Origin of the sequence: Orrella sp. 11846, from assembly GCF_048820935.1 — a bacterium.
Taxonomy (GTDB): Bacteria; Pseudomonadota; Gammaproteobacteria; order Burkholderiales; family Burkholderiaceae_B; genus Algicoccus.
The window spans coordinates 138,574-164,920 of record NZ_JBMERD010000005.1 but is presented as its reverse complement, the minus strand read 5'-3'; the positions used below and the strand labels follow the sequence as shown (position 1 = coordinate 164,920).

General features: G+C 49.2%; 25 protein-coding genes. 13 read left to right on the top strand and 12 right to left on the bottom strand.

Annotated elements, in window-relative coordinates; all coding sequences use genetic code 11:
* Positions 1-29 precede the first annotated feature (29 nt).
* The 4 genes from holA (at position 30) to ACOI06_RS06000 (ending at position 4,344) form a co-directional block, all read left to right on the top strand.
* On the top strand, positions 30-1,040 hold the full coding sequence (gene holA / locus ACOI06_RS06015) for a DNA polymerase III subunit delta (protein WP_420661621.1): 1,011 nt from the start codon (positions 30-32) through the stop codon (positions 1,038-1,040).
* A gap of 98 nt (positions 1,041-1,138) precedes the next feature.
* Complete coding sequence (locus tag ACOI06_RS06010) at positions 1,139-2,401, top strand: glutamate-5-semialdehyde dehydrogenase (RefSeq protein ID WP_420661620.1); 1,263 nt, start codon at positions 1,139-1,141, stop codon at positions 2,399-2,401.
* A 3-nt stretch (positions 2,402-2,404) separates the two neighbouring features.
* Entirely contained in the window at positions 2,405-2,830 is a 426-nt protein-coding gene (locus ACOI06_RS06005) for a CopD family protein (protein WP_420661619.1), read from the top strand.
* A gap of 17 nt (positions 2,831-2,847) precedes the next feature.
* Positions 2,848-4,344 (top strand): THUMP domain-containing class I SAM-dependent RNA methyltransferase, encoded by a 1,497-nt coding sequence (locus ACOI06_RS06000; RefSeq protein ID WP_420661618.1) that lies wholly within the window; start codon positions 2,848-2,850, stop codon positions 4,342-4,344.
* A 93-nt stretch (positions 4,345-4,437) separates the two neighbouring features.
* On the opposite strand, the gene ACOI06_RS05995 is transcribed toward ACOI06_RS06000, so the two are convergent.
* Complete coding sequence (locus ACOI06_RS05995; RefSeq protein WP_420661660.1) at positions 4,438-5,928, bottom strand: lyase family protein; 1,491 nt, start codon at positions 5,926-5,928, stop codon at positions 4,438-4,440.
* A 357-nt stretch (positions 5,929-6,285) separates the two neighbouring features.
* On the opposite strand from ACOI06_RS05995, the gene ACOI06_RS05990 reads away from it, so the two are divergent.
* The 6 genes from ACOI06_RS05990 to ACOI06_RS05965 all read left to right on the top strand — a co-directional run bounded on the left by ACOI06_RS05990 (position 6,286) and on the right by ACOI06_RS05965 (position 11,343).
* Positions 6,286-6,519, top strand: a complete 234-nt coding sequence (locus ACOI06_RS05990) for a hypothetical protein (protein WP_420661617.1) — start codon at positions 6,286-6,288, stop codon at positions 6,517-6,519.
* A 137-nt stretch (positions 6,520-6,656) separates the two neighbouring features.
* Positions 6,657-7,184 (top strand): RDD family protein, encoded by a 528-nt coding sequence (locus tag ACOI06_RS05985; protein ID WP_420661616.1) that lies wholly within the window; start codon positions 6,657-6,659, stop codon positions 7,182-7,184.
* A 109-nt stretch (positions 7,185-7,293) separates the two neighbouring features.
* Complete coding sequence (locus ACOI06_RS05980; RefSeq protein WP_420661615.1) at positions 7,294-9,015, top strand: AMP-binding protein; 1,722 nt, start codon at positions 7,294-7,296, stop codon at positions 9,013-9,015.
* Positions 9,016-9,024: 9 nt separating this feature from the next.
* Positions 9,025-9,546 carry a gamma carbonic anhydrase family protein gene (locus ACOI06_RS05975; RefSeq protein ID WP_420661614.1) on the top strand — a complete coding sequence of 174 codons (522 nt, stop codon included), beginning with the start codon at positions 9,025-9,027 and terminating at the stop codon, positions 9,544-9,546.
* Positions 9,547-9,608: 62 nt separating this feature from the next.
* Positions 9,609-10,523: an Hsp33 family molecular chaperone HslO gene (locus tag ACOI06_RS05970; RefSeq protein ID WP_420661613.1), complete on the top strand. Its 915-nt coding sequence runs from the start codon at positions 9,609-9,611 to the stop codon at positions 10,521-10,523.
* A 154-nt stretch (positions 10,524-10,677) separates the two neighbouring features.
* The gene (locus ACOI06_RS05965) at positions 10,678-11,343 is read left to right on the top strand and encodes a hypothetical protein (protein WP_420661612.1); all 666 of its coding nucleotides are present in this window, start codon (positions 10,678-10,680) and stop codon (positions 11,341-11,343) included.
* 7 nt (positions 11,344-11,350) lie between these two features.
* Here the strand turns inward: ACOI06_RS05965 and ftsB are convergent, their stop codons facing one another.
* The 8 genes from ftsB to ACOI06_RS05925 all read right to left on the bottom strand — a co-directional run bounded on the left by ftsB (position 11,351) and on the right by ACOI06_RS05925 (position 19,298).
* The gene (gene ftsB / locus ACOI06_RS05960) at positions 11,351-11,626 is read right to left on the bottom strand and encodes a cell division protein FtsB (RefSeq protein WP_420661610.1); all 276 of its coding nucleotides are present in this window, start codon (positions 11,624-11,626) and stop codon (positions 11,351-11,353) included.
* A gap of 14 nt (positions 11,627-11,640) precedes the next feature.
* Positions 11,641-12,927, bottom strand: a complete 1,287-nt coding sequence (gene eno / locus ACOI06_RS05955) for a phosphopyruvate hydratase (RefSeq protein WP_420661608.1) — start codon at positions 12,925-12,927, stop codon at positions 11,641-11,643.
* Positions 12,928-12,974: 47 nt separating this feature from the next.
* Positions 12,975-13,835: a 3-deoxy-8-phosphooctulonate synthase gene (kdsA, locus tag ACOI06_RS05950; RefSeq protein WP_420661659.1), complete on the bottom strand. Its 861-nt coding sequence runs from the start codon at positions 13,833-13,835 to the stop codon at positions 12,975-12,977.
* Complete coding sequence (locus tag ACOI06_RS05945) at positions 13,829-15,481, bottom strand: CTP synthase (RefSeq protein WP_420661606.1); 1,653 nt, start codon at positions 15,479-15,481, stop codon at positions 13,829-13,831. Before ACOI06_RS05945 ends, kdsA begins: the two co-directional genes overlap by 7 nt.
* 40 nt (positions 15,482-15,521) lie before the next feature.
* Positions 15,522-17,327: an aminopeptidase P family protein gene (locus tag ACOI06_RS05940; protein ID WP_420661604.1), complete on the bottom strand. Its 1,806-nt coding sequence runs from the start codon at positions 17,325-17,327 to the stop codon at positions 15,522-15,524.
* Between the two features lie 6 nt (positions 17,328-17,333).
* The gene (locus ACOI06_RS05935; protein WP_420661602.1) at positions 17,334-17,987 is read right to left on the bottom strand and encodes a CoA transferase subunit B; all 654 of its coding nucleotides are present in this window, start codon (positions 17,985-17,987) and stop codon (positions 17,334-17,336) included.
* A gap of 5 nt (positions 17,988-17,992) precedes the next feature.
* Entirely contained in the window at positions 17,993-18,703 is a 711-nt protein-coding gene (locus ACOI06_RS05930) for a CoA transferase subunit A (RefSeq protein ID WP_420661601.1), read from the bottom strand.
* 157 nt (positions 18,704-18,860) lie between these two features.
* On the bottom strand, positions 18,861-19,298 hold the full coding sequence (locus tag ACOI06_RS05925; RefSeq protein WP_420661600.1) for an acyl-CoA thioesterase: 438 nt from the start codon (positions 19,296-19,298) through the stop codon (positions 18,861-18,863).
* A 245-nt stretch (positions 19,299-19,543) separates the two neighbouring features.
* Between ACOI06_RS05925 and ACOI06_RS05920 the strand changes: the two genes are divergently transcribed.
* Both ACOI06_RS05920 and ACOI06_RS05915 read left to right on the top strand, forming a co-directional pair.
* Positions 19,544-21,190, top strand: a complete 1,647-nt coding sequence (locus ACOI06_RS05920; protein WP_420661599.1) for an electron transfer flavoprotein-ubiquinone oxidoreductase — start codon at positions 19,544-19,546, stop codon at positions 21,188-21,190.
* Positions 21,191-21,471: 281 nt separating this feature from the next.
* Positions 21,472-22,077, top strand: coding sequence for a C40 family peptidase (locus ACOI06_RS05915; RefSeq protein ID WP_420661598.1), 606 nt, complete (start codon positions 21,472-21,474; stop codon positions 22,075-22,077).
* Between the two features lie 102 nt (positions 22,078-22,179).
* Here ACOI06_RS05915 and ACOI06_RS05910 read toward each other — a convergent pair whose 3' ends face one another.
* From ACOI06_RS05910 to lptF, 3 genes are all read right to left on the bottom strand, one after another.
* Positions 22,180-22,548 carry a DUF2325 domain-containing protein gene (locus ACOI06_RS05910; RefSeq protein ID WP_420661597.1) on the bottom strand — a complete coding sequence of 123 codons (369 nt, stop codon included), beginning with the start codon at positions 22,546-22,548 and terminating at the stop codon, positions 22,180-22,182.
* Positions 22,549-22,647: 99 nt separating this feature from the next.
* Complete coding sequence (locus ACOI06_RS05905) at positions 22,648-23,592, bottom strand: CysB family HTH-type transcriptional regulator (protein ID WP_420661596.1); 945 nt, start codon at positions 23,590-23,592, stop codon at positions 22,648-22,650.
* Between the two features lie 66 nt (positions 23,593-23,658).
* Positions 23,659-24,765, bottom strand: a complete 1,107-nt coding sequence (gene lptF, locus ACOI06_RS05900; RefSeq protein WP_420661595.1) for an LPS export ABC transporter permease LptF — start codon at positions 24,763-24,765, stop codon at positions 23,659-23,661.
* Between the two features lie 62 nt (positions 24,766-24,827).
* Here lptF and ACOI06_RS05895 point away from each other — a divergent pair, with 62 nt between their 5' ends.
* Positions 24,828-26,342, top strand: coding sequence for a leucyl aminopeptidase (locus tag ACOI06_RS05895; protein WP_420661594.1), 1,515 nt, complete (start codon positions 24,828-24,830; stop codon positions 26,340-26,342).
* Positions 26,343-26,347: the final 5 nt, after the last annotated feature.

Genomic DNA, 26,347 nt, shown 5'->3' with positions numbered 1-26,347 from the left:
CTCAAAACTAGACGCTTACGGGTATTGAGTTGAAACAGAACGCGCCGCTGCCTGCTCTGATTTTGATTGAAGGCGCCGAAACGCTTATGGTGCTTGAAGCCGCAGATGCTGTGCGTGCGCAGGCTCGTGAGCAGGGTTTTGTGGAACGTCATGCGTTTGTCATGGATGCAAGAAGTGACTGGCAGCCCGTGTTCAACAACATGAACGCAAACTCACTGTTCGGTGACAAACCGCTCATTGAGATCACTCTGCCCACCGGTAAACCTGGCCGTATAGGGGGTCAAGCAATCGAATCCATCGTCAAAACCATTGGTTCAGCGCCTGCGCACGATGTGATGATTGTTTTTAAATTGCCGGTTTCAGACCGTCAAACCCAAAACACGGCCTGGTATAAAGCCTTACGCGCACAAGCACATTTCGTAGCCTGCCCGTCGATCGGACGCCGCCAACTCCCCGATTGGATCGCACAACGCCTTGGCCAGCAGCAACAAAACATCGATGCTGAAGGACTGGCTTGGATGGCCGAACACGTTGAAGGCAACTTACTTGCTGCGCATCAGGAAATTCTTAAACTTGGTTTGCTGTATCCTGAAGGTCACATCGACACCGCCGCTGTCCAAAATGCAGTCATGAACGTCACACGTTTCGATATCAATGACTTACGTGAAGCAACGGTTCAGGGTGACAGCGCAAGACTATTGCGTATTTTGAATGGGTTAAAAGCCGAGGGGCAGGCATTACCGCTCGTAGTCTGGGCACTCACGGATGATTTGATCCAACTCGATGCGTTATTGCAATCAGTCGAAAACGGCACACCTCGAGATCAAGCAGTCAGAAATCTCCGTTTATTTGGGATCAGGCAACAAAACGTATTCACTTTAGAGCGTCGCTTAAACGCCCAACAAGTCAGTCGTTTACTTGAGCACGCCCACGAAATTGATCGCTTAATTAAAGGTTTTGCAACACACGGACGTTTAAATGATGCTTGGGCAGAGCTTGAACGTCTGGGTTTACGGATTAGCCAAAGCCGAAAGCGCTAAACTAGTCACTATGAGCAGACTCACTCTGCACCAACACCGTTCAGACGTTGTCTGAACATCCATCTGATTTTTGATCAGATCCTTATTTGGGTATTGTTATGTCAGATTTAAAACACACTCTGGATACCATTGGTCAACAAGCGCGTATTGCTTCACGTGAAATCATGAAAGCAAGCGACGCTGTTAAATCCAAAGCGCTGCTGGCCATCGCACAACGGCTAGATCAGTCTCATGAACAACTCCTGCAAGCCAATGAAAAAGATCTCGTGGCCGCACGTGCGCGTGATCTGGACGCACCACTTCTGGACAGACTGACCTTAACCACCAAAACTTTAAACAGCATGGCTGAAAGTCTTCGCCAGATTGCCGCAATGCCAGATCCAATTGGTGGCTTAGGTCCAACTCAAGTCCGTCCAAACGGCATGCGTGTCAGTCAAATGGCTGTGCCCTTGGGCGTGATTGGAATTATTTATGAATCCCGACCCAACGTCACAATCGATGCCGCCGCCCTGTGCATCAAATCGGGGAATGCCGCCATTTTACGAGGTGGTAGTGAAGCATTCCACAGCAATAGCGCTTTGGCTGCCATCGTCGCTGAAGGGCTGACTGAAGCCGGTTTACCCGCTCACACCGTCCAGTTTATTGAAACCACAGATCGAGATGCCGTTGGCTATCTGATTACAATGACAGAGTTTGTGGACGTCATTATTCCCCGAGGTGGAAAAAGCCTGATCATGCGCCTGTCCGAACAAGCACGCGTCCCGATGATCAAGCACCTAGATGGCAACTGCCACGTGTATATCGACGAAGCAGCTGATCTGCAAAAAGCGCACACGATTGCTTTGAACGCTAAAACCTACCGTTATGGCATTTGCGGCACCATGGAAACATTGCTCGTGCATGAAAACATTGCACAGGCTTTCTTACCCGCCTTTGCCCAGACACTGCTGGCCCATCAAGTTGAGATTCGAGGTTGTGAGCGCACCTGTAACATTGTGGCAGGTGCTACCCTTGCGACTGAAGACGACTGGGCAGAAGAATACCTTGCCCCTATTCTCGCCATTAAAGTCGTATCTTCCATCGATGAAGCGATTGATCACATTGCACGCTGGGGCTCTAGCCATACAGATTCCATCGTCACACAAGACATTGACATGGCAACCCGATTTGAGCGTGAAGTCGACTCCAGCTCCGTCTATGTCAACTTGCCCACTTGTTTTGCAGATGGGTTTGAATATGGTTTAGGCGCAGAAATTGGTATTAGTACAAACCGTTTACACGCGCGAGGACCGGTTGGATTAGAAGGACTGACCACGAAAAAATGGGTGCTGCGCGGTGAAGGCCAGTTAAGAGGCCAATAACGTATGGGTTATCTCTGGGTCAAAACCTTTCACATTCTGTTCATGGTGTCCTGGTTTGCCGGATTGTTCTATTTACCAAGAATTTATGTCAATTTAGCGCAAGCTACGGACCCCAAAAATCAGGCCCTACTGTTAGGCATGGCAGGTCGACTTTATCGCTTTATGACACCGTTGGGTGTATTAGCACTGATCTTCGGATTGTGGCTTTATTTGTATTACAAGATCGGTTGGGGCGACAATTGGATGCATGCAAAACTCCTGCTAGTCATTGGTCTGGTGATTTTTCATGGGGTTTGCCGCCACTATCTGCGACAGTTCGAGCTTGGCAAGATGCAACACGGCCATGTGTTTTTTCGGTGGTTTAATGAAATCCCAGTCCTTATCCTGCTCGCGATCACGGCATTGGTCGTCATCAAACCGTATTTCTGACTTTCACAGCAACCATTATGAGCGACACTGACTCTAAAAAAACCCTGCGCTTATCGATTAAGAAAACGCCGGAAACGACCACAGGTCGCCCCAAAAAAAGTCTGGCAAGTGGTGCCAGAGCGCACCGTAAAGCTCGTCAAGCGCTTGAGGAACAAAAGCAAACGCCTGCACCACTAGCAGAAAGGTCTGGCGGTCGTACGCGTACCGGTGCGCGTGATGATGCGAGAACTGGCTTTCAGCGTAGAGATCGGCCACATACACGCTCCGAACAATCACCTCGCCGCAATGGACCACCCCATTCAGGCACAAGACAAAGACCAGACCGAACTTCGACACGCCCCACACCACAAACATTTAATCCTTACGCAGGACGGCATAAAGCCTTTGCATCCTGCCCACGAGGTTTAGAAGCCGTTCTTGAAGAAGAACTCATCCAGATTGGTTTGGATCGAGTGCAGGCTGCTAGTGGTGGTGTGCAGTTTGAGACCGATTGGCCAGGTGTCCAGAAAGCCAATCTCTGGAGCCGAATTGCCACTCGCATTCTTGTTCAAGTCGCTCACGCACCCGTACGCTACGAATCAGACATTACCCGACTGACATTAGCGACCCCTTGGGAAAACTGGTTTGGCCCAGACCACACCTTGAGAGTGGATACATCGGCCATCCGCAGTCCCATGAAGAGCCTACAGTTCTGCAATCTTCTGGTTAAAGATGGCATTTGTGACCGATTACGCGATCGTGAAGGCGCTCGCCCTTCAATCGATACCGTTCGCCCCGATGCTCGGGTTCACCTCTTTCTCTCTGAAACTACCGCGACCTTGTATCTAGACACATCGGGCGAATCTCTGTTTAAACGGGGTTGGCGTTTCAATAAGGGCGAAGCCCCCATCCGAGAAAACCTAGCAGCAGGCTTACTTGCGCTTGCTGGTTGGACACCTGAGGTCCCTTTGCTCGATCCATTCTGTGGCAGTGGCACAATTCTTGTTGAAGCCGCCTGGCAGGCTTTAAATGTCGCACCAGGCATTAACCGACCATTCGCTTTTGAACGACTGCGTCATCACGATCACGCCCAATGGCAAACGATGCGCCAAGAGGCCACAGAAGCGATTCTGACACCGCAAGACATTCCTCACGTTCAAATCAGTGGCTATGAGCTTGATGTGACGAGTCTGGACAACGCCAGACGGAATTTAAAGCGTGCCCATGTGCCCGATGGCTTGATTCGTTTAAAGCAAGCTAATGCCTGCCGTGAACCCGCACCGGGCGCGAGCGGTTTAATTCTGACCAACCCACCCTATGGCATTCGTTTAGAAACCGAAGACACACTGATGACCGATTGGGCAGCACAACTCAAACAACATTTCTCTGGTTGGACAATTGGCGTGATCAGCGCAGATTTAGACTTACCCCGTAACCTGCGCCTAAAAGCAAAACGACGCATCCCCGTGTTTAACGGTGCGCTCGACTGTCGCTTATTTATGTTTGATCTCGTCAGCGGTCAGTATCGCAACTAGCCGCAACGAGTCACAATGGCCTTCATAATGAAGCCCACTGAACAACATCCCAGTGAGCTTCATTTTTTCTTTGTTAGAAAACGCAATGACCGATTACTGCAAATATTTAGAAAAATCTGTGTTCAGCTTTTGTTGAGCCTGATCAATCGCTTGTCGGCTTTGAGTAATCCAGACTTGATCGCGTGCAAGGGCCTCACGGCTACTGACTAGCATACGCTGCATTTCAGAGAGTTGTGGTCCACCTGCTGTCGCACGACTCTCCACAATGCTCTGGGGGTTCAAGGCATTTCTGAACTCCACTTCTGTCATTGGAAGGGTTTGCGGATAATTCGTTCCTTGAACGATTTCAGCATAAATACGTTGTGCTTCGCTATACGGGAAATCTAAGGGTTTGATGTTATTGGCCTTGGCGTAGCTCGTGACTTCAGACGCAAAATGGTGGCCTGTTCGAAACGGCAACAAATGTCTTTGCATCAGTTCATCGGCCAACTCTTGAGACGCTGTCCAGTCACTGTTTAATTCTTCCAGCGCGCGCTCCTGACTGATCACGAGCGCTTTCAGAACCTTGTCCCAATTTTTAAGGGCGGTGGTTCCACTTGCCACCATGGTGGAGTTGGTTTTGACATTCTTGGGATCGACCATGCCTGGCGTAATGTTGTGTGCTTGAATTACAGGTCCAAGCGCTAAGCTCACCGCGGTTGATGCACTGCTACGTGTGTTGTTGAGCAAACCTGGATTGCGCTTTTGTGGCATGGCGCTGGACACATACGTGTTGTCACCGCCTTCTTGTAAAAGAATCCACGGTCTGGGCTGAGCGTACTGCGTCAACAAATCTTCCACAAAATGCCCTGTATGCAACCCAATGCTCGTCACAATCGAACCGACTTCAACAGGATGCTCCATGGAAGAAATTTGCGAAGCATCATACGCATTCTCCACTGGCTTCGCAAACCCCAGATAATCAGACATGCGTTCACGGTTCAAAGGCCATCTCGTGCCATTTAAAACCGTTGTCCCCATGGCCGATCGGTTGATTCGATCATAAGTCTGCTGAATTCTTTGTGCATCTCGGGATAGGCCTGCAGCATGACCTAACAAGTAGTGGCCATAACTATTGGGTTGAGCAGCCACACCATTGGTGTAGTTAGGCACAACCGTTTCTGCATGTTTTTCTGCCAGATCAACCAGCGTCTTGCTTGTGTCGTGCAACTGCTGCGCAAGCGTCAGCAAATCGTCACGCAAAATAGCCGCTCTATATGTGGCGTGCATATCTTGACTGGAGCGACCCGCATGCAACAATGTAATTTCTGGCCCAGCTTCTTCGATCAATAGTGGTTCAAACCGAATGACCGCCGCAGGCCGTTTTCCGCCTGGTTGGTTGCCCTGATCAATCACAGCTTGAATGGCTTTGGCAAACTTTGGAGCATCTTCTACATTTAACAGCCCTTCATCTGTATTGATCACCAGAGTCGCTTTATTGATCTCGCCCAACCAATAGAACTGATCCCGAACCTCATCGGCCGCCATGGCCGTCGAGGCCGATACAGCCGTGGCCAAGGCCGTACACCGTAATGCTTGCTTCATTCTCATGGTCTTCTCCTTTTTGACTACATAGAACAACCTAGCCAAACCCAACCCACGCAATGACGCATCCCGGTTCGTGAATGATCATCGAATGCGCCCAGTTCCGCACATTAATTACACATTGAATATCGTACAAACTGCACTTTTATCACAGAAACTCACAGGTCAATTTGATCTTTAGTGAATTGGGGCTTGAAATATCCTAGGGTTTTCCCTATAATAAGGGTATTCCCTAGGTCGGAAAGAAATGGAAACGAATCAGACACACGGATCGAGTCACGCAAATTTAGCTAGACAGATTTTTCACCGTGTATTTGCTTTCAGACCTCAATCAAAAATTTTAAAAGGTCAAATTTCATGAACTACGAATACTTTAATTACGATGTGCAACCACAAATTTCTGCCACCAATGTCGCGTACCGCGTCAACCCACACTTGGCAGAGCGTCTCATTCGTGCCAAAGCACAAAAGCATTTGATTCAATCAGTTGCGCGCTCAGTGCACTCAGGCTTGAGATTCATTCGTGCTGTGCTGTCTGATGCTACTTTGCTGCAAAGAAAACACGGCACACAGATGTATCACAGCATTTAAGCTACTCAAAGAAATAGACAATGGGCGCCCTGTGGGCGCCCATCTGTTTTTAGCGTGCTTTTGCTTGGCAAGCAAGAATTATCCGAATCGCCGATAATGCTCTATTAACCAGTCACATTATTGGAACGTTCTACTTCATGACAACCCTCTCATCTGCGGATCAAACGCCTTTCATCAACGCATCACGTCGCAAACGTTTTGCCGCCATGATGTATGAAGGCGCACTCTTGTTTGGCGTTGTTTTTATTGCTGATTATTTATTTGATGCACTCACGCAGAGTCGTCATGGTCTTGTTTTACGTGAGGCAAGACAGCTGGTTATATTTTTAGCAATCGGTCTTTACTTTATGGCGTCATGGCGACGCGGCGGTCAAACTTTGCCGATGCGAGCATGGCACATTCAGTTAGTACGACCCGATCAAAAACGGTTAAATTTTGGTCAATTGACATTGCGATATATACTTAGCTGGATTATACCTCTGGTTGGTTTCGGAATTCTCCACTGGATTGTCATGGAAACGAACTTTAAAGCCGCATATATGCTGGCTGTTGGCGCGCCGTTTCTGATTTTCATTCCAACCTGGTTCCGACGCGATGGTCAGTTCTTACACGATATTTTCAGTGGAACCCGCATCGTTGACATCCGTCATCTGACCAAACGCTGACATAGCGCGCTGTAATCGAAGCATAGATGCAATTGTAAGTTGCTAAGTGACTCAAACTGCGTCATGCTACAAAGAAACTTAAAAGGACATCGGCATCAGGCTCACCCGAATGACAGATCAGTATCGCTCACTTGTAGACGAATATGCATGGCATATACCCCGAGATTTCAATCTGGCGCACGCCTGTTGCTTTCAATGGGAAGATCTCCCATCGCACAGCAAATCCGTCGCCATCGAAATCGTTGGACCAGACGGTTATGCACAAACATTAACCTTCCAAGGTTTGGCTCAACTCGCCAATAAACTTGCACTCGGACTTGACCGAATGGGCGCCCGTGTCGGCGACCGAGTCGGCATTATCATGCGTGAACGCACAGAAGCGCTCGCACTACTGATGGCATGTTGGCACCGTCAATGTATCGCGGTCCCGCTGCCATCGACGGAGCACGGTGATATTCTGACGCAACGGATTCGTCAGGCTCGCTGCCGTTTGGTCTTTATCGATGACAGTGAACCCGATAAGGTTTTAGGTGCATTGCAACGCTGTCAACGTGTTCAGCAAATTGTTGGCCTGGATGTACGTGCCGACAATGTCATGGATTGGCACGGTTTGCTATCACGACAGTTGCATCGGATCTCTTCCGAACCAACTCGCCCACAGCAACCTGCGTTGCTGGTCTGGCCTAATCGGGCTGATGACATCTACCCACCCCAGACGGCTTATCTGCTAGCGCACCAATCCTTAATTGGTAATTTGCCAGGTTTTGTTTGCACAAACAACTGGTTTCCAGACAATGCCACTGGCATGCTGACAACGCATGCAATGATGTCTGAGTCTGGGCTTTTAGGGACTATTTTGCCATCACTGTATTTCGGAGTTGGAGTGCGCGTACAAGCCACTCTGCCGCACGACCCAGAAATTCTAGAGTCTAGTCACTTCGAACTCTCGCACCTCAACACCAACGTCGGATTGTTGTGCCACTGGCTTAAACATACAGAACCGTCGGAACCCTTTGCATTTACTGGCGTGGGTATTTTAGGCGAACACCTGTCAGAACACTGGCGAGAACGTGCGAAGGAACGCCTAGGCGTTGAAATTAATCTATGTTCGTTTATTTCAGGTTGTGGTCTACTTTGGGGAGACAGTCAGGTCATGTGGCCTGCAAGCTCACACCACAGTGGACGGGTCTTTCCAGGTCATCAGATTACACAGGCACCTGAACCAGAAACTGACGAACCAGAGATTCATCTCGCAAACTGTGACGCAATCTATGCGCATCGAACCGATCCAGCTGGTGATACCGATCCAGCCATGTATGTCGGTGTCTGGCCCTTGAAAGAGCCTGCTGACATTCTGGAACCCATTGAGATTGCAACCCGCCATCCTGTGGGACTCTTTGGCAAGCTCGAAAAATCCGGTGATATCCAGCTAATTGGCTGGAAAGAAGACGCCTTACAAGTCAATGGGCGTTGCACGCATCCGCTCGTCATTGAACAAGCGGTCATGGCGATGCCCGAGATTTCAATGGCAGCAGCCATTCAGCCACAGACAAAAGAAGACCCTCAAACCATTGAGTCTCGTGAACTTTGGTTGATTCTGGAGCTTGATGGCTCTCTAAATTTTGCGCAAGCTGTTCGGCAGAACTTGGCGACTCAAATACTGGAACAAATTGCACCGCTCATTGAAACGCAACCGATACAAATCGGTGTAATTTCACGGATCTCCATTGACAATCAAGGTCACCCCCGACGCGATTTATTGCGACTGCGCCATGGTCTCAGTGGCGTACAACTATTACCGATCGGCGAAGACGACGACGCCGACTCTTGAGGTTTTGATATGGCTCTCTATCAGCTTGATGATTTGATTCCACAAGTTGACCCCGAAGCATGGGTTTTTGAAAACGCGATTCTTATCGGTGATGTACGTGTGATGGCAGGCGCCAGCATTTGGCCTAATGTCACAATTCGCGCTGACAACGCACCGATTCATATCGGTAAAGGCAGCAACGTTCAGGAAGGCTGTGTCATGCACGTTGATCCAGACACGCCTCTCACAGTTCATGATCGAGTCACCGTAGGCCATCAGGCGATGCTACATGGCTGTACGATCGGTGAGGGCTCACTCATCGGCATGCAGGCCATCATTCTAAACAATGCCGTTGTCGGCAAGAACTGCTTGATCGGTGCTGGCGCAATTGTGCCTGAAGGTCGTGTGATTCCAGACGGCAGTCTGGTGCTCGGTGTCGGTAAAATTGCTCGCACCTTATCGCCAGAAGAAATTGCGCAAATGCAGCGCAACAATCGTACTTACGAAGAGCGTGGCAAGCATTACGCCAAAGTTCTGAAGCGCATCGATTAAGCAAACGACCGATCTAATCATCTGATTCCGAGTTACGCCCTATATTCCAAAAAATTTGTCACATGTCCGATCAAATCAAAAAATTTCTACTTGAAGATCGTAGCGTGCGTGTTAGCGCTGTCGAACTTCAAGACGTCTGGCAAGCTGCCCTTTTGCGCCAAACCCATGCGCCTGCCATTGAACACTTGCTAGGTGAATTGATGGGTGCTGCAGCACTCCTGACCTCTAGTATCAAATTTGATGGTTCACTGCTTTTGCAGCTTCAGGGTCAAGGATCTGTTCGATTGATCGTTGTTGAATGTCGGGCTGACATGAGCATGCGCGCAACCGTACGAGCTGGTTCTGAACCACTAGCCGACGAAGAAGGTTTGCGAGATATTATCAATCCAGATGGTCAGGGTCGGTTTTCTGTGATCATTAATCCACCTAAAACCGAGGCAGGACGCCTTCAGCAACCTTATCAAGGTATCGTTTCAGCGGACACAGAGAACGTCGCTCAGGCAATCGAGCAATATATGACCCAATCCGAGCAATTGGATACTCGTTTGTGGTTACACGTGAGTTCCGAATGCGTTCGAGGTTTGATGCTTCAACGCATGCCAGTCTCAGGTGGGATCGACAGCACCACTGCAGAACAGGCACTCGAAACTTGGGAGCATGCACTAGCACTGTGCTCAACACTCACGCCTCAGGAAATGGCAGAAACAGACATCGAAACACTACTGCAAAGACTCTTCTGGGAGCGGCCTGTTATCAGTCTTGAAACTAAGGACGCGCACTGGCATTGCGGATGCACCCGTGAGCGAGTTCAGACGATGCTGAAGTCTTTAGGACGCTCAGAAGTCGATGACATTCTCGATAAAGAATCCATCGTCGAGATTACCTGCGAATTCTGCGCCGAGCGCTATACATTTGATGCACAGCAAGTCGCAGACCTATTTGCGTCAGACACGCCTATTTCAGGCACACTGCATTAAATCGCACATTCATGGAGCTTTAACAAAGCTTCAAAAAGCTTTAAGCGGGACAAAGCTGTCTCGCTGCCACCACCTGTTCTCTTAAAACACACGTAATATCGCTGGACATTGATCTGTCCAACGAAGTGCAGTTACGTCACTGTCAGAGTTCACGTTGAAGCCCCTCTCCCACTTATCACCTTTTCATCGACCCACAAACAAACCTGTTATTTTGTCGTGCCAAGGCCAAGCCATCGTCGAATGGTTGGTCACCGCAGCGTCGGTTCTAATGCTCTTGTCTGTCTTATTTGAGGTCACGCACTGGTTTGTGCTGAAAGAGCATCTACTTTTACATAGTCAACGGGCAACTGAACACGCCGCCATGCTTGGTGGTCAGCCCAGTGCTGCACAAGCACATTTACGCAAACACCTGAGGCCACGCACATTACGACTTGGTACGGTATGTGTCCTCGACAATGTGAACCTACTCATGCAAGACTTTAAAGATCCTGCGCTCAGTCAGCGACTCAAACGATCTGTCATTCGTCATAACCATGTCGCTGCACAACATCAGCACTTTGTCGCAAGGGGATGGTCAGGCGGTCGAGGTAGACAGTCCAAACGCACAATTTCTGAAGCCAACATCCTGTCATTAGAGACTCGGGTCAATTACCCTTTGGTTCTGCCCTGGCTACAAGCCATTCTCGGGCCGAACCTTACAATCCGAACTCGGACTAAGGCTGTCATGCAAAGTCCCCGCGAAGAGCCTGATAAGCAGTGTGCGGGTGCAGGAATGATACACAATCACTTCATACCGACTGATTGGCGTCGTTTAAAATGATCGAACTTTAATCAGCTGGTGCGATTTGTATAAAAACTTCGCGTTCGTGCATCAAGCCCAATTCGGCACGAGCTCTTTCTTCTGATGCTTCAGTGCCGCTGCGCAAATCTTCGACTTCAGCACGCATGGCTTCATTTCTAGCCCGCAATCCTTCATTCGTCTGATGTTTTTGTGCAACTTCTTCCCTCAACTTCAGCACTTCAAACCAGCCACCACGACCCATCCACAGAGGATACTGAATCAACACAAACAAGATTAGTACACCGATGAAGATGAGTCGCATGGGCTTGGCCTGAATTAACGCAAGTTGTAGAATGCGTCTCGACCTGGATAGGTCGCGACTTCAGACAACTCTTCTTCAATTCTCAGAAGCTGATTGTATTTAGACATGCGATCTGAACGCGACATTGAACCAGTTTTAATCTGCATGGCATTGGTGGCCACAGCAATGTCGGCAATGGTGGAATCCTCGGTCTCACCTGAACGATGTGAAATCACCGATGTATAACCAGCACGCTTAGCCATTTCGATCGCTGCAAAGGTTTCGGTCAACGTACCAATCTGGTTGATTTTAATCAGAATGGAGTTTGCGATACCTTGGTCAATCCCTTGCTTCAGGATTTTTGTGTTGGTCACAAACAAGTCGTCACCCACCAACTGAACTTTCTTGCCCAAGACATCGGTCAGTGTTTTCCAGCCCTCCCAGTCATCTTCGGCCATCCCGTCTTCAACAGAGATAATCGGGTACTTGTCACACCAGGTGGCCAGCAGATTCGCAAAATCTGTCGATGACAGCCTCAAGTTACCTTCACCACGCAAGTGGTACAGACCGTCGCGATAGAATTCGGATGCGGCGCAATCCAGCGCAAGCGCCATTTGTGTACCGGGCTCATAGCCTGCGCGTTCAATGGCTTGCAAGATCAATTCAATGGCGGCTTCATGGCTGGCCACGTTCGGCGCAAAACCACCTTCATCACCCACGGCAGTCGACATACCTTGTTCGTCAATCAAAGCTTTAAGCGCATGGAATGTTTCTGCACCCATTTGCAAAGCCTGACGTAAAGAAGTTGCACCGATCGGCATGATCATGAACTCTTGCATATCCAGTGAGTTATTGGCGTGCGCACCCCCATTGATGACGTTCATCATGGGCACAGGCAGACTCATAGGACCACTGCCACCAAAATAACGATAGAGCGACATACCGCTTTCTTCTGCTGCTGCTCGGGCAATGGCCATACTGGCAGCCAAAATAGCATTGGCACCTAAACGCTCTTTGTTCTCTGTACCATCGAGCTCAATGAGAACATGATCCACAAACGTTTGTTCTTGTGCATCAAGACCGATCAGCGCTTCGGAAATTTCGGTATTGACATTTTCAACAGCCTTTAGCACGCCCTTACCCAGATAACGGCTTGCATCACCGTCACGAAGCTCAACCGCTTCACGGGTACCTGTGGATGCACCGGACGGTACGGCTGCGCGACCCATGGCTCCAGACTCTAACAAGACGTCACATTCAACGGTTGGATTACCACGTGAATCCAGAATCTCACGTCCAATGATGTCAACAATAGCGCTCATAAAAGAATTCCCAGAAGTAAAAAACAATCAAAATACAAATTAAACAATCAATCGAATTGCAGACCCGTTTGCAAAGCCCCTGAAGACTTAACCACCTGATCGATGGCCTGTAAAGACTGCAACAAGGCTTTCATCTGATGCAAAGGCACCGCATTGGGCCCATCAGACAAAGCCTCTTCGGGGTTGGGATGGGTTTCCATAAAAAGCCCAGAAATTCCGGCTGCCACAGCTGCTCGCGCCAAGACAGGCACAAATTCACTTTGACCACCTGAAGACGTCCCTTGTCCACCGGGCAACTGAACCGAATGCGTCGCATCAAAAACCACCGGGCAGTCTGTCTCGCGCATGATGGCTAATGAACGCATATCGGATACAAGGTTGTTATACCCAAAAGAGACGCCACGCTCACAGACCATGATTTGTTCAGGCAAATTTGCTCGTTGCGCCGCCGCACGGGCCTTCGCAACGACTTGCTTCATATCACCAGGTGCCAGAAACTGCCCTTTCTTGATATTGACCGGTTTACCACTCACTGCACAAGCTTCAATAAAATCAGTCTGGCGGCACAGAAATGCTGGCGTTTGAATTACATCCACCACATCTGCTGCGGCTTTCACCTGTTCGATATCATGCACATCTGTTAGCACTGGCACATCAAATGCTTCACGCACATCGGCCAAAATACGTAGACCTTCGTCCATCCCAGGCCCTCGATAGGAAGCACCCGAACTGCGATTGGCTTTATCAAACGAACTCTTGTAGATAAAAGGAATGCCCAATTCGGCCGTCAGTTCTTTAAGAGCCTGCGCGGTTTCAAACGCCAATTGGCGAGACTCAATCACACATGGCCCAGCAATCAAGAAAAACGGCTGGGTTAGACCCACTTCAAAACCCGCTATTTTCATGATGATTGACCTTTTTTCAAATGATAAGCAGTAGCCGCCTCCACGAAGCTGCTAAAGAGTGGGTGCCCATCACGAGGTGTTGATGTGAACTCTGGATGGAATTGCACGCCCATATACCAAGGATGCTCAGGCAGCTCCACAATTTCAGGCAGATTCTCAGTCGGTGTGCGTGCACTAATCACCAGTCCAGCCTCTTCCAAACGAGGTGCGTAGACGTTATTCATTTCAAAGCGGTGACGGTGACGTTCATTGACCTCATTGCCATAAATACGATGTGCCAATGTGCCAGAAACGACTGGACAACGCTGCGCGCCTTTGCGCATCGTGCCACCGAGTGCGGAATCCTCATCTCGAATCTGTATTTGACCTTCACCATCTTGCCATTCAGAAATAAGCGCAACAACTGGGTGAACTGTATTCGGTTCAAATTCGGTACTGCCTGCACCTTCCAGACCGGCCACATGGCGTGCGAACTCCACCACGGCCAATTGCATGCCCAGACAAATCCCCAGATAAGGCACTTGATTTTCTCGGGCGTATTGAATCGCTGAAATCTTACCTTCTGTCCCACGCTTACCAAATCCGCCAGGCACTAGAATCGCATCAAAACCACTCAGTAAATCAGTCCCCTGTGCCTCGATATCCTCCGAGTCAATGTAACTGACATTGACGCGTGTGCGTGCATGAATCCCTGCGTGCACCAAGGCTTCGGCCAGTGATTTGTAAGATTCTGTCAAATCAACGTATTTACCGACCATCGCTATCTGAATTTCACGCTCGGGATTATTTAAGGCCTCAACCAGCTCTTCCCAGACGGTCAGATCAGCAGGTGGTGGACTCAAGGCCAGCGCATCACAAATCAAACTGTCGAGTCCTTGCTCATGCAACATGCCTGGAATCTCATAAATCGAGCCTGCATCCCAGACAGAGATCACAGCATCCAATGGCACATTAGAAAACATGGAAATCTTGGAACGTTCATCGTCCGGGATAGGACGATCTGCACGACACAACAAGGCATGTGGCGTGATTCCTATTTCACGCAATTTCTGAACAGAATGTTGCGTGGGCTTGGTTTTGAGTTCACCTGCGGTGGCGATATAAGGTACCAATGTCAGATGTACAAAAGCAGCTTGATTACGTCCCAAACGTAGACTCATCTGGCGCACGGCTTCCAAAAACGGCAACGATTCAATGTCACCAACCGTACCACCAATCTCAACAATCGCAACATCTGCCTCACCGTCCCAGGCCGCGCTAGCACCACGAACAATGAAATCCTGAATCTCATTGGTAATGTGTGGAATTACCTGAACCGTTTTACCCAGATAATCGCCACGACGTTCTTTACGCAGCACCGATTCATAAATCTGGCCTGCTGTAAAGTTGTTAGATTTGCGCATCTTGGCGGAGATGAAACGCTCATAATGCCCTAGATCCAGGTCAGTTTCTGCACCATCTTCGGTCACAAAAACCTCACCATGCTGGAACGGGCTCATGGTGCCGGGATCTACGTTGATATACGGATCCAATTTCATGAGGGTGACATGCAGTCCGCGCGACTCTAAAATCGCGCCTAAAGAAGCTGCTGCAATCCCCTTACCCAGTGAAGAAACCACTCCACCGGTTACAAAAACATATTTGGTCATAGAAGGCACGCCACTTAAGGGCGCTCGTGGGAAATTGAAATTATACCGATAGTGGCTGCGTTCTTTCCAGCAACCACTCTAAAGCATCATCACTCACTAACGATTCAAGCTGACCCCGTACTTCAGCATGATAGGCATTTAGCCACTCAATCTCATCAGGGCGCATCAATTCGGGCAATAAACAGCGCGTATCAATTGGGCAAAGCGTCAGCGTTTCAAACTCAACAAAACTACCAAACTCACTGTCACCTGCAGCCTGGCAGTGCAGCAGATTTTCTATCCGAACACCCCAATGGCTCACCCGATAAAGACCAGGCTCATTGGATGTCACCATACCTGGTTGCAAACCTGCCTCAGGCACGATCGGTGCCCGATACGAAATACTTTGTGGTCCTTCATGAACATTCAGGAAGTAACCGACACCATGACCCGTTCCGTGACCATAGTCCACCAATCGTGCCCATAACGGTGCACGCGCAACGGCATCGATCAATCCAGCCGGTGTGCCTTGTGGTACTCGCAAACGTGACAACGCAATCATGCCCTGCAAAACCGCTGTGCAGTCCTCTCGCTGCGCGCGAGACAAATTGCCAACAGGCACCATCCGTGTGATGTCAGTTGTACCGCCCTCGTACTGCCCACCGGAATCGATGAGCAACAAGCCATGGCCGTGAATACGCGTATTCGACTTCTGTGTCGCCATGTAATGAGGCATCGCAGCATTGGCCCCAAAAGCCGCAATCGTCGCAAAGCTTCTAGACACAAAGCCAGGCTGACTCGCCCGACAAGATGTTAAAACCTCATCCACCATGATTTCGGTAAGCCACTGTTGACTACGCTCAGCAATGGCATGCTCGAGCCACGCAAAAAACTCACACAGTGCCGCACCATCGTGACGCATCACACGTCGCCAATTGGTCATTTCAGCCGTTGTTTTACGGGCCTTGAGCGTGGTTGTTGGGTTTAATGCATGCACTGTTTGCGCACAAACCGCGTTCATGAGCGATGCCACAACCTTATTCGGATCGACCAGCAACACGTCATCAGCCAATAACTGTGACAAAACCGAATGAATGTTTTCATAGGGCTGCACTTGAACACCATCAGCCGCCAATTGCTCAATCAACGCCGGACTCAATTTACTGAGCTGGGTAAACAAAGTGGCCGATTGCGCATCAAGCAACACGTGTGACAGAAAAACTGGATTAAATGGCACATCACGGCCACGCAGATTCATCAGCCAGGCGATATCATCCAACGCGCTGATTAAATGATGTGTCGCACCTTTAGTCTGCATTTTGGTGCGCACCAATGCAATTTTGTCTGCGCGACTTCGCGCGGCCACTTCTGGCGTTAAGGCATAAATCGGCTGCTGCGGTAATTCAGGACGATCAGTCCAGATGTCAGCGAACAAATCCACATCTTTGATTTGTCCCTCGATTGGCTTTAACTGATCGTTTAAATGAATTTGTTGCGCAAGCGTCAGGGTTTGCGCATCAATTGCCACAACCCCTTGATTGCCAAGAGACTGCGTTAACCATTCAATCGCAGCTTGTTGCGGATTGCCTTGGGCTTTTTCCATCACAAATCCGCTACCTGATAGGGCTTTTTCAGCTGCAATCCAATAACGGCTATCGACCCACAAGCGGGCTTCCTGCTCAGTTACAACGGCAGTTCCTGCCGAACCGGTAAAACCTGTTAACCAAGCGCGGTTCTGCCAAAACTCAGGCAAGTACTCTGATGCATGTGGGTCAGCAGACAGGATCAGACAGGCATCAGCACCTGCCTGAGCCATCGCCTGACGTAAACAAGTCAGGCGCTCACGGTACAGATTTACGTTGGGCATACTGAATTAGGCCACCGCACTAACATCTAGTTTTGCGGACGTTTTTTGTTGAATTTCTTCAACCGTCACGCCTGGCGCCAATTCGACCAATTTCAAACCATTGTCTGTGACTTCCATCACCCCCAGATCCGTAATGATGAGATCCACAACACCCAAGCCAGTCAAAGGCAATGTGCATTCGGGCAAGATTTTAAGATCAACTGTGCCGTCTTTTTTCGCGGCCACATGATCCATTATCACCACCACACGACTGACACCAGCCACCAGATCCATGGCACCGCCCATGCCTTTAACCATCTTGCCAGGAATCATCCAGTTGGCCAGATCGCCTTTTTCTGAGACCTGCATACCGCCCAGAATCGCCAAATCAATCTTGCCACCCCGGATCATGCCAAACGAATCGGCTGAAGAAAAAAGTGACGAGCCAGGTAAAGTCGTCACTGTCTGCTTACCGGCATTAATCAAGTCCGCATCAATTTCATCTTCAGTTGGGAATGGGCCAATCCCCAGCAAACCATTTTCCGATTGGAGCCAAACCTCAACCCCATCAGGTACATGGTTTGCCACTAACGTTGGCATACCGATTCCTAAGTTGACATAAAACCCATCTTCCAACTCACGGGCTGCACGTGCAGCCATTTCATCCCTTGTCCATGCCATGTTCTTTACTCCTGTGAATTGCCAGTCCGAATCGTGCGCTGTTCAATGCGCTTTTCAGGATTGGAGTTCAGCACAATTCGATTGACATAAATACCTGGCAAATGAACGTGATCCGGGTCAATCTCGCCGTTCTCCACAATCTTCTCGACTTCAACGATCGACACTTTGCCAGCCATCGCCACATTCGGGTTGAAGTTACGCGCTGTTTTACGGTAAATGAGGTTGCCACTGCGATCAGCCATGTAGGCTTTTGACAAAGACACATCAGGCACGAGTGCACGTTCCATCACGTAGGTCTCACCATCAAACTCTTGCGTGGGCTTGCCTTCTGCCACAATGGTTCCGACCCCAGTCTTTGTAAAAAAAGCAGGAATCCCACAACCTCCGGCTCTGAGCCGTTCAGCCAATGTGCCTTGTGGATTAAATTCCAGTTCAAGCTCACCGGCCAGATATTGACGCTCGAACTCTTTGTTCTCGCCCACATAAGAAGCAATCATCTTACGAATCTGGCGCGTTTGTAGAAGAAGACCTAAACCAAAATCATCCACGCCCGCATTGTTACTGATGCATGTCAGCTCTTTGACTTGAGATTCTTTTAAAGCTTCAATCAGTGCTTCAGGAATCCCACACAATCCAAATCCGCCGACTGCAATGGTTTGCCCATCACGAACCACATCCGCCAGTGCTTCAGCCGCACTACCATACACTTTATTCATACAGCGCTCCAGTTGGCTCAGAAAGACCGATCTCGATGTCGATAGTCTGACGCGTGATCACATCACTCTGAGCAAGTTCTATCCTGAACATTGAGTTCAGATTCTAGTGTAGCTTGATCCGTCAGAAATCATTCGAACAAGCCTGTGTACGCAAGACTTAAGCTGTCGGTTGCATTAGTCGACCCAAACGAGTCAGTAAAGATTCCGGTAATGCAACTGAGCGTCCAGTCTCTTTTTCAACCATCACCATCACCACGCGACCCGTGGCGTAGAGCGTGTTTTCAGGATCATCTGCTAGGCGCATTTCAACTTGATGGTCAAAGCTTGAACGTCCAACGCGTTCAATCACCATGCGCACACGGATCGTAGCCGGATATAAAACGGGTTTCAAAAAATCACAGGAACAATGCGCCACCACGAAGCCATACTGAGGCGTTTCGCGAATCCCGCAGATGTCGACCAATTCAACTCGCGCTTGCTCCATATACCGAAAATACATGACGTTATTCAGGTGCTGCATCATGTCCGCATCCGCCCAGCGCATCGGCACATCGACTTCGTAACTGTCACCCACCTGCATCAATCGCTCACTCATGTCTTGCATTCTCCTTATAAGCTCATTGGTTTTAGTTTTTCAAATTGATTTCAAATTGACTGATCACTCATTCTGACCTAAAAACGGACTATAAAGATTGCTTTTATACTCTGATGGCACATTGAGCACCTGTACAGCAAAACACGCGCTTAAGAAGATAACAAGGCTCTTTCTGCACACTAAGGTGATTTCGTGCCATACAATCAAACACTTGTGTATCTTGAGACAAGAACGGGGAAATCTCGATGACAGATAGAGAATCGATGGATTATGACGTGGTTATTGTGGGCGGTGGTCCTGCTGGACTAGCCACAGCCATTCGTCTGAAACAACTCGCCGAAGAGAAAGAACAGGAAATCAACGTCTGTGTTCTGGAAAAAGGGGCTGAAGTCGGCGCGCACATTCTTTCTGGTGCCGTCATGGACCCCGGAGCGTTGACAGAATTAATTCCGGATTGGAAAGAGAAAGGCGCACCGCTCGATACGCCAGTGACTGAAGACAAGTTCATGTTTCTCAGTGAATCCGGTGAAAAAACCACACCCAACTGGCTGCTGCCCCCTTGCTTTCACAACGTAGGTAACTACATTGTGAGCCTGGGTCAGGTCACACGCTGGTTAGGTGAACAAGCCGAAGCACTGGGTGTTGAGATCTTCCCAGGCTTTGCGGCAACCGAAGTCCTCTATGACGATCAAAACCGCGTCATTGGTGTGGCCACCGGTGACATGGGTGTGGGTCGCGATGGTGAACCAGGCCCCAACTATCAACGTGGTATGGCACTTTTAGCCAAATACACCATTTTTGCGGAAGGTGCGCGTGGCCAACTGGGTCGTCAACTCATCGAAAAATTTGATCTCGATAAAAATCGCGATCCTCAGAGCTACGGTATTGGGATTAAAGAACTGTGGGAAATCGATCCTGCCAAATCCCAGCCCGGATTGGTCATTCACACCGCCGGCTGGCCGCTAGATGCAGACACCTATGGTGGCTCTTTCCTATATCACTTGAAAGACAATCTGGTCGCAGTGGGTATGGTCGTTGGTTTGGATTATGCCAACCCATGGCTCTCTCCTTTTGAAGAGTTCCAGCGCTATAAAACACATCCAGCCATTCGTGGCACATTTGAAGGCGGTAAGCGCATTTCATATGGTGCTCGCGCCATTACAGCGGGTGGCTTGCTGTCATTGCCCAAACTGGTCTTCCCAGGTGGCGCGATGGTGGGCTGTGAAGCCGGTTTCTTGAATGCATCCCGAATCAAAGGAAGTCACGCTGCCATTAAAACTGGCATGATGGCGGCAGATGCTGCGTTTGAAGCTTTGCAAGCGGGTCGCGAATACGACGAACTCAGTGCATACCCAGTTGCTTTTGAGCAATCTTGGTTGCACACCGAACTCAACAAAGCACGTAACTTCAAGCAATGGTTTAAGAAAGGTCGCACGGTCGCCACCGTGATGACGGGTATTGAGCAGTGGCTGTTGCGCGGCAATATTCCTTGGACAATTCACCGCGACAAACCTGATCATGTTTACCTCAAGCCTGCTGATCAGTGTGTGAAGATTGAGTATCCAAAACCGGATGGCAAACTCACATTTGATCGCTTAAGTTCCGTGTTCATCTCAAACACCAACCATGAGGAAGATGAGCCCATCCACCTGACGCTCAAAGATCCCACAGTGCCTGTACGCATCAACCTGGCAAAATATGCTGGACCTGAGCAGCGCTACTGTCCGGCCGGCGTCTACGAGTTCATTAAGAACGAAGGCGGTGAAGATCAGTTACAGATCAATGCACAAAACTGTGTGCACTGTAAGACCTGTGACATCAAGGATCCGACACAAAACATCGTCTGGGTTGCGCCACAGGGTGGTGAGGGACCGGTCTACAGCAACATGTAACCATCCGATACCATTATTGAAAAGCCACGCAGCCAGTTTGCGTGGCTTTTTTATCTGATGGATTAAAAGCCTTTCACCTTCATTTCACATTTTGTGGTACTTTTACCTTAAATTTCTGAGCCCAGCTGTTAACTCAACAGCCTTGGGTCATACGCTTACCATCCAGTACCGTATTGACGATCAATTCGGTGAGCTTGGTGGTCTGCGCTTTTTCTTTTGGTTGTTACAGTGTCACGTCAAATATTTAACGCGTGGTTTTATCAACCAGACGGAGCCAAACATTGTTTACGAACGCATCTCAACTGACTACACATCGCCCTAAAACACTCGGGCGTTGGATTTATCCGCTTCTCATCGGTGCAGCTGCCTTGTTGTCAGGCTGCGCTTCCACAACAAGCGAGACTACAACCGCTCAGTTTGGCGCTCAACAAAACAAGCTTTCGCTCAACAATGCTGCAAACGACGCTATCGATCCGATTACGCTGATTCTGGCATCGCAACATCCAATCAGCCGACAGGCTCTGCAACAAATTGGTGTGAAATACCGCTACGGTGGCTCTTCACCCAACAAAGGATTTGACTGTAGCGGCTTAGTCTTTTATTCCACCAATGAGGCCTTTGGTCTGAAACTACCTCGACGTGCTGCAGAGATTGCTCGATCTGGACAGAACATCTCACGCAATGATCTGACAGCAGGTGATCTGGTGTTTTTCAATACGTTAGGCGCAAGATTCTCTCATGTCGGAATCTATCTAGGCAGCGATCTATTTGTTCATGCACCCTCTTCGGGCGGCGCCGTGCGGGTAGAGAACATGACGAAGCCGTACTGGAAAAAACGCTTCACCGGTGCGCGCCGTATCGAGCCTGTCACCATCGCTACACGTTAATTAAACACAGCCCCTCTATCGCTCTTACATACCTCACAGAAAGATCCACAGTTGCATTTGAAATCAAAAATGCTTGTGGGTTTTTTGTGTGGGCAAATCAACTTAAGAAGCCATTCTGTTTTTGGGGCACATCGCACGATTTGCGCACACCGATGTATCTGAAGGCTGTGCACCACACAAACCGCACTGCGTTAATGCCTTTTGCATATCACACACCGAACGCCTGCATGCCATGACCTTCGCACCTGCACGTTGGGCCGCCTGACGAAATGATTTCATCACATTGTGCCCTAAAAAATCAGTCAATAAAATCACTAATTCCGTATCGGAAGGTAACTGCATTGCGCGGCGCTGATGGGAAGGATGGCGCCCGCTCACATGATGTGTGATCCGAATATTGTGCAGACTCAATAGGTCAGGAATATTTCCCAGACGATCTGCACCGACAACAACAGCGTTCAGAGTGGACATAGAAACCTCACTTATTAATTGAACGCTAATGATAATCATTCTTATTTATATTTGCAAGCACTTTGTGACAAATCTACCAATTGTCAGAATTACGATCAATTAATCCGGATTGTTTTGCGACAACAACTTATTTAATGCATCGGTTTCTTCCTGCCGAGTCATCATGCGAATGAACGTGCGGACAAAATCCCTTAAAAATGCCCCCTGTCGTACCGCAAGCCGTGCGGTTTGACGGCCAAATAAATGACCAACCGGAACACTACAGAGTGGCGAATCATGCAAGGGATCAAAAGCAACGGACGCGATGATACCCACACCCAAGCCCAGATCGACATACGTTTTAATCACATCCGAATCAACAGCGGCCAACACAATATCAGGCTTCAGATCATGATCAGAAAACACTTGATCAATCTGACGTCGACCCGAAAACGCCGTATCGTAAGTCACAATCGGATAACACACTAAATCCTGTAAGCCGACGGCGCCCTCAGACCGATAAATGGCATAGAGTGGATGATCGGCATGGCAAACCAGCACATGCTCCCAGTGATAGCACGCCAAGCTCACAAGCCCAGGGGTTTTAGCCAGCGTCTCTGTCGCCATTCCGACATCGGCCTCATCATTCAACACCATTTCCGCAATCTGTGTAGGACTGCCTTCAGCCAACGACAAATGAACCTTGGGAAACTGCTGACGAAACATCGGAATGACTTTGGGTAAAGCGTATCTGGCTTGCGTATGTGTACAGGCAATCACGAGGCGCCCTGCATCATGCTGCGCATAATCTTCGCTTAAGCGACGTAGGTTTTCGATTTCTTGGTTGATGCGTTCAACGATTTTAGCGACATCAGCACCCGGGCGAGTTAAGCCTCGAATGCGTTTGCCATGACGCTCAAAAATCTGAACACCCAATTCACTCTCAAACTCCATAATTGCTTTAGAAATACCGGGCTGAGACGTGTGTAAATGATTGGCAGCCTGTGTCAGATTGAAGTTTCGGCGAATCACTTCACGCAAAAAACGAAATTGCTGTAGATTCATATAACCTCCAAATCTGGCAAATACAGTCGATAGTTTGCCGCCTTATCCAAGCCGACTCGCGTCAAATCAATCAGAAGGGTTTTTAGGCGCTCGAACCCGAACCCGATGCCAGAATAAGAAAACCGTAAGGGATAAAAAGACCAAGTGAACAAGCCACACACCAACCCCAAACGGGAGCGTTTGATTATTAATCCAGCTATGTGACAGATTAATCAAGTTGAAATACAAAAGCGCAATCAAACCTGCCACCAGCATATCGAACGAACGGCCTGCACGCGGGTTCACCGCGCCCATGGGAATTGCGAGTAAAGCCAGATTAATCGTGGCAATTGGAATGGCCAAACGCCACATCAGTTGCCCATCGGAATGACTCTTACCATCCGTCAAGAGCAAGCCCGTTGGACGTCCTTTGTGGTTCAGAAGAGCATGTTCCCTAGACTGTCTTAAAGTTTGCTCGGCATCCTTAGAATCTAAACGCACCGCAAACTCATCAAAATCCCACAATCGCGTCACTAATCCGCCTGGCGTCAGGTCATAACGCATTCCCTCTTCCAACACCAAAAATCGATCACCGTTGGGAGCCACTTCAGTTTTAGCGTGATCAGACACTACAACCGAATGCCAAGGATCGTCTTTAATGCGCACAAACACTTGACCAAGTTTTTCTGGATCGTTTTCATTGGCTTCAACCAGAATCACTCTGGCACCATGCTCAAGCTCCAAAAACTCGCCTGTTGTCACTTGAGAGATCGCTGAACGTAACTCAAACCTTGCTCGATACTCTTGAATTTGTCGATGAGACCAAGGCGAAGCAAAGATTGTCAGCAACCCAACCACGATTGCCGCAGGCACTGCGATGCGCAACGCAGGCCGAATCCAGCTTAACAACGAAAGACCGCTGGTGAACCAGACCACCATTTCGCTTTCTCGATAGCTTCGGGAAACTGTTGTCAGCACACCAATAAAAACGGCAGCAGCCAGCACAGTTGGCAAAGCGGCAATGGTCGTGAGCCCTGTTAAACCCAGCACCACGTCGGCACCAATCGTGCCATTGGCCGCTTCACCCAACAGGCGCACAAGCACAATACTGAGCCATATAATGATCAGTGTCGAGAACACCACACTGGCATTACTGGCAAATTCTGACACGGCAGCACGCTTAAATAACGACATATCGTTCCGAATGCGGGATAATGATGAATCCCGAGATATCAATTGATGCGAGAGAAAATCACATGGAATTTAGCACAAGGCTGGATACATCATTACACCAGACTAAAACAGAGGCACTAGCGGTTGGGGTTTTTGAGGCATCAAAACTCACGCTAGAAGCTCAAAACATCGACCGCGCTAGCGATGGACAACTCACTAAAGTTCTTGGCGAAGAATTCACAGGTAGCGCAGGCCAAACACTGGTGCTGCGCGAATTGCCAGGCGTTCATGCCAGACGAGTGGTCCTTGTCGGGCTGGGCAAAGAAGATGAATTCGACGACAAAGCATTTTACAAAGCAGAACTGGCATTTGCCAAACTTTGTGCACAAATGAAAGTAAAAGATGCATGTTCTGCATTGTTGTCTATCTGCGAAGATGCCAACAAGCTAGAAGATCGTGCCCGCTTAAGCGCACAAGCTGTTCATGATGCCACTTATCGCTATACAGAGACATTTGGCAAGCCCGATCCTAAAAAAGATGTTTTGCTCAAAAAATTCACCGTCACTTGCGCACGTTCTAACCAGGCCAATGTGAAAGCCGGTCTAGCACAAGGCGATGCCATCGGTCAAGGCATGAATTTCACCAAAACACTGGGCAACTTGCCAGGCAATATTTGCACGCCGACCTATCTGGCCAACCAAGCTAAAGATTTGGCTAAGGCCTTTAAATCACTCAAAGTGACCGTTCTTGATCAAAAACAGATCGAGGCACTGGGCATGGGCTCTTTTCTGTCGGTTGCTCGTGGCTCAGAAGAACCACCCAAATTTATCGTGCTCCACTACCGTGGTAAAGGCGAATCATCCCGCAAGAAAACCGCACCCGTCGTTCTAGTCGGCAAAGGGATTACATTTGATACCGGCGGCATTTCATTGAAGCCCGCAGCCACCATGGACGAAATGAAATACGACATGTGTGGTGCCGCTTCTGTGCTCGGCACCATCAAGGCCTTGTGTGAAATGGCCTGGGAAGGTGAGATGGTTGGCTTAATCCCCACCTGCGAAAACATGCCAAGTGGTCGCGCCAACAAACCTGGTGACATCGTCACCAGCATGTCCGGTCAAACCATTGAAGTTCTGAATACCGATGCGGAAGGCCGTCTCATTCTGTGCGATGCGCTGACCTATGCAGAGAAATTCAAACCGGATGCCGTGATCGACATCGCCACCCTCACAGGTGCTTGCGTTGTGGCACTGGGTAGCGTGAATACAGGTTTGTTCTCACCCAACGATGCATTGGCTGATGAATTACTGGCAGCCAGCCGTAAAGCACTTGATCCAGCTTGGCGCATGCCCGTCGAAGACGACTATCAAGAGCAACTGAAATCAAACTTTGCCGACATTGCCAACATTGGTGGCCCCAAAGCAGGTGCAGTCACTGCCGCATGCTTTTTGGCACGCTTCACCAAAGCCTATGACTGGGCTCACCTGGACATCGCCGGTACGGCTTGGAATGGTGGTCAAAACAAAGGTGCCACTGGCCGCCCTGTCCCATTACTCGTGCAATTCTTACTCGCACGCGCAGCAGGACAGAACGATTAATCCAC

Coding starts and splice junctions, on each gene's coding strand:
- ACOI06_RS06010 (WP_420661620.1), top strand. CDS start 1,139: ATGTCAGATTTAAAACACACTCTGGATACCATTGGTCAACAAGCGCGT.
- ACOI06_RS06005 (WP_420661619.1), top strand. CDS start 2,405: ATGGGTTATCTCTGGGTCAAAACCTTTCACATTCTGTTCATGGTGTCC.
- ACOI06_RS06000 (WP_420661618.1), top strand. CDS start 2,848: ATGAGCGACACTGACTCTAAAAAAACCCTGCGCTTATCGATTAAGAAA.
- ACOI06_RS05995 (WP_420661660.1), bottom strand. CDS start 5,928: ATGAAGCAAGCATTACGGTGTACGGCCTTGGCCACGGCTGTATCGGCC.
- ACOI06_RS05990 (WP_420661617.1), top strand. CDS start 6,286: ATGAACTACGAATACTTTAATTACGATGTGCAACCACAAATTTCTGCC.
- ACOI06_RS05985 (WP_420661616.1), top strand. CDS start 6,657: ATGACAACCCTCTCATCTGCGGATCAAACGCCTTTCATCAACGCATCA.
- ACOI06_RS05980 (WP_420661615.1), top strand. CDS start 7,294: ATGACAGATCAGTATCGCTCACTTGTAGACGAATATGCATGGCATATA.
- ACOI06_RS05975 (WP_420661614.1), top strand. CDS start 9,025: ATGGCTCTCTATCAGCTTGATGATTTGATTCCACAAGTTGACCCCGAA.
- ACOI06_RS05970 (WP_420661613.1), top strand. CDS start 9,609: ATGTCCGATCAAATCAAAAAATTTCTACTTGAAGATCGTAGCGTGCGT.
- ftsB (WP_420661610.1), bottom strand. CDS start 11,626: ATGCGACTCATCTTCATCGGTGTACTAATCTTGTTTGTGTTGATTCAG.
- eno (WP_420661608.1), bottom strand. CDS start 12,927: ATGAGCGCTATTGTTGACATCATTGGACGTGAGATTCTGGATTCACGT.
- ACOI06_RS05945 (WP_420661606.1), bottom strand. CDS start 15,481: ATGACCAAATATGTTTTTGTAACCGGTGGAGTGGTTTCTTCACTGGGT.
- ACOI06_RS05940 (WP_420661604.1), bottom strand. CDS start 17,327: ATGCCCAACGTAAATCTGTACCGTGAGCGCCTGACTTGTTTACGTCAG.
- ACOI06_RS05935 (WP_420661602.1), bottom strand. CDS start 17,987: ATGGCATGGACAAGGGATGAAATGGCTGCACGTGCAGCCCGTGAGTTG.
- ACOI06_RS05930 (WP_420661601.1), bottom strand. CDS start 18,703: ATGAATAAAGTGTATGGTAGTGCGGCTGAAGCACTGGCGGATGTGGTT.
- ACOI06_RS05925 (WP_420661600.1), bottom strand. CDS start 19,298: ATGAGTGAGCGATTGATGCAGGTGGGTGACAGTTACGAAGTCGATGTG.
- ACOI06_RS05920 (WP_420661599.1), top strand. CDS start 19,544: ATGACAGATAGAGAATCGATGGATTATGACGTGGTTATTGTGGGCGGT.
- ACOI06_RS05910 (WP_420661597.1), bottom strand. CDS start 22,548: ATGTCCACTCTGAACGCTGTTGTTGTCGGTGCAGATCGTCTGGGAAAT.
- ACOI06_RS05905 (WP_420661596.1), bottom strand. CDS start 23,592: ATGAATCTACAGCAATTTCGTTTTTTGCGTGAAGTGATTCGCCGAAAC.
- lptF (WP_420661595.1), bottom strand. CDS start 24,765: ATGTCGTTATTTAAGCGTGCTGCCGTGTCAGAATTTGCCAGTAATGCC.
- ACOI06_RS05895 (WP_420661594.1), top strand. CDS start 24,828: ATGGAATTTAGCACAAGGCTGGATACATCATTACACCAGACTAAAACA.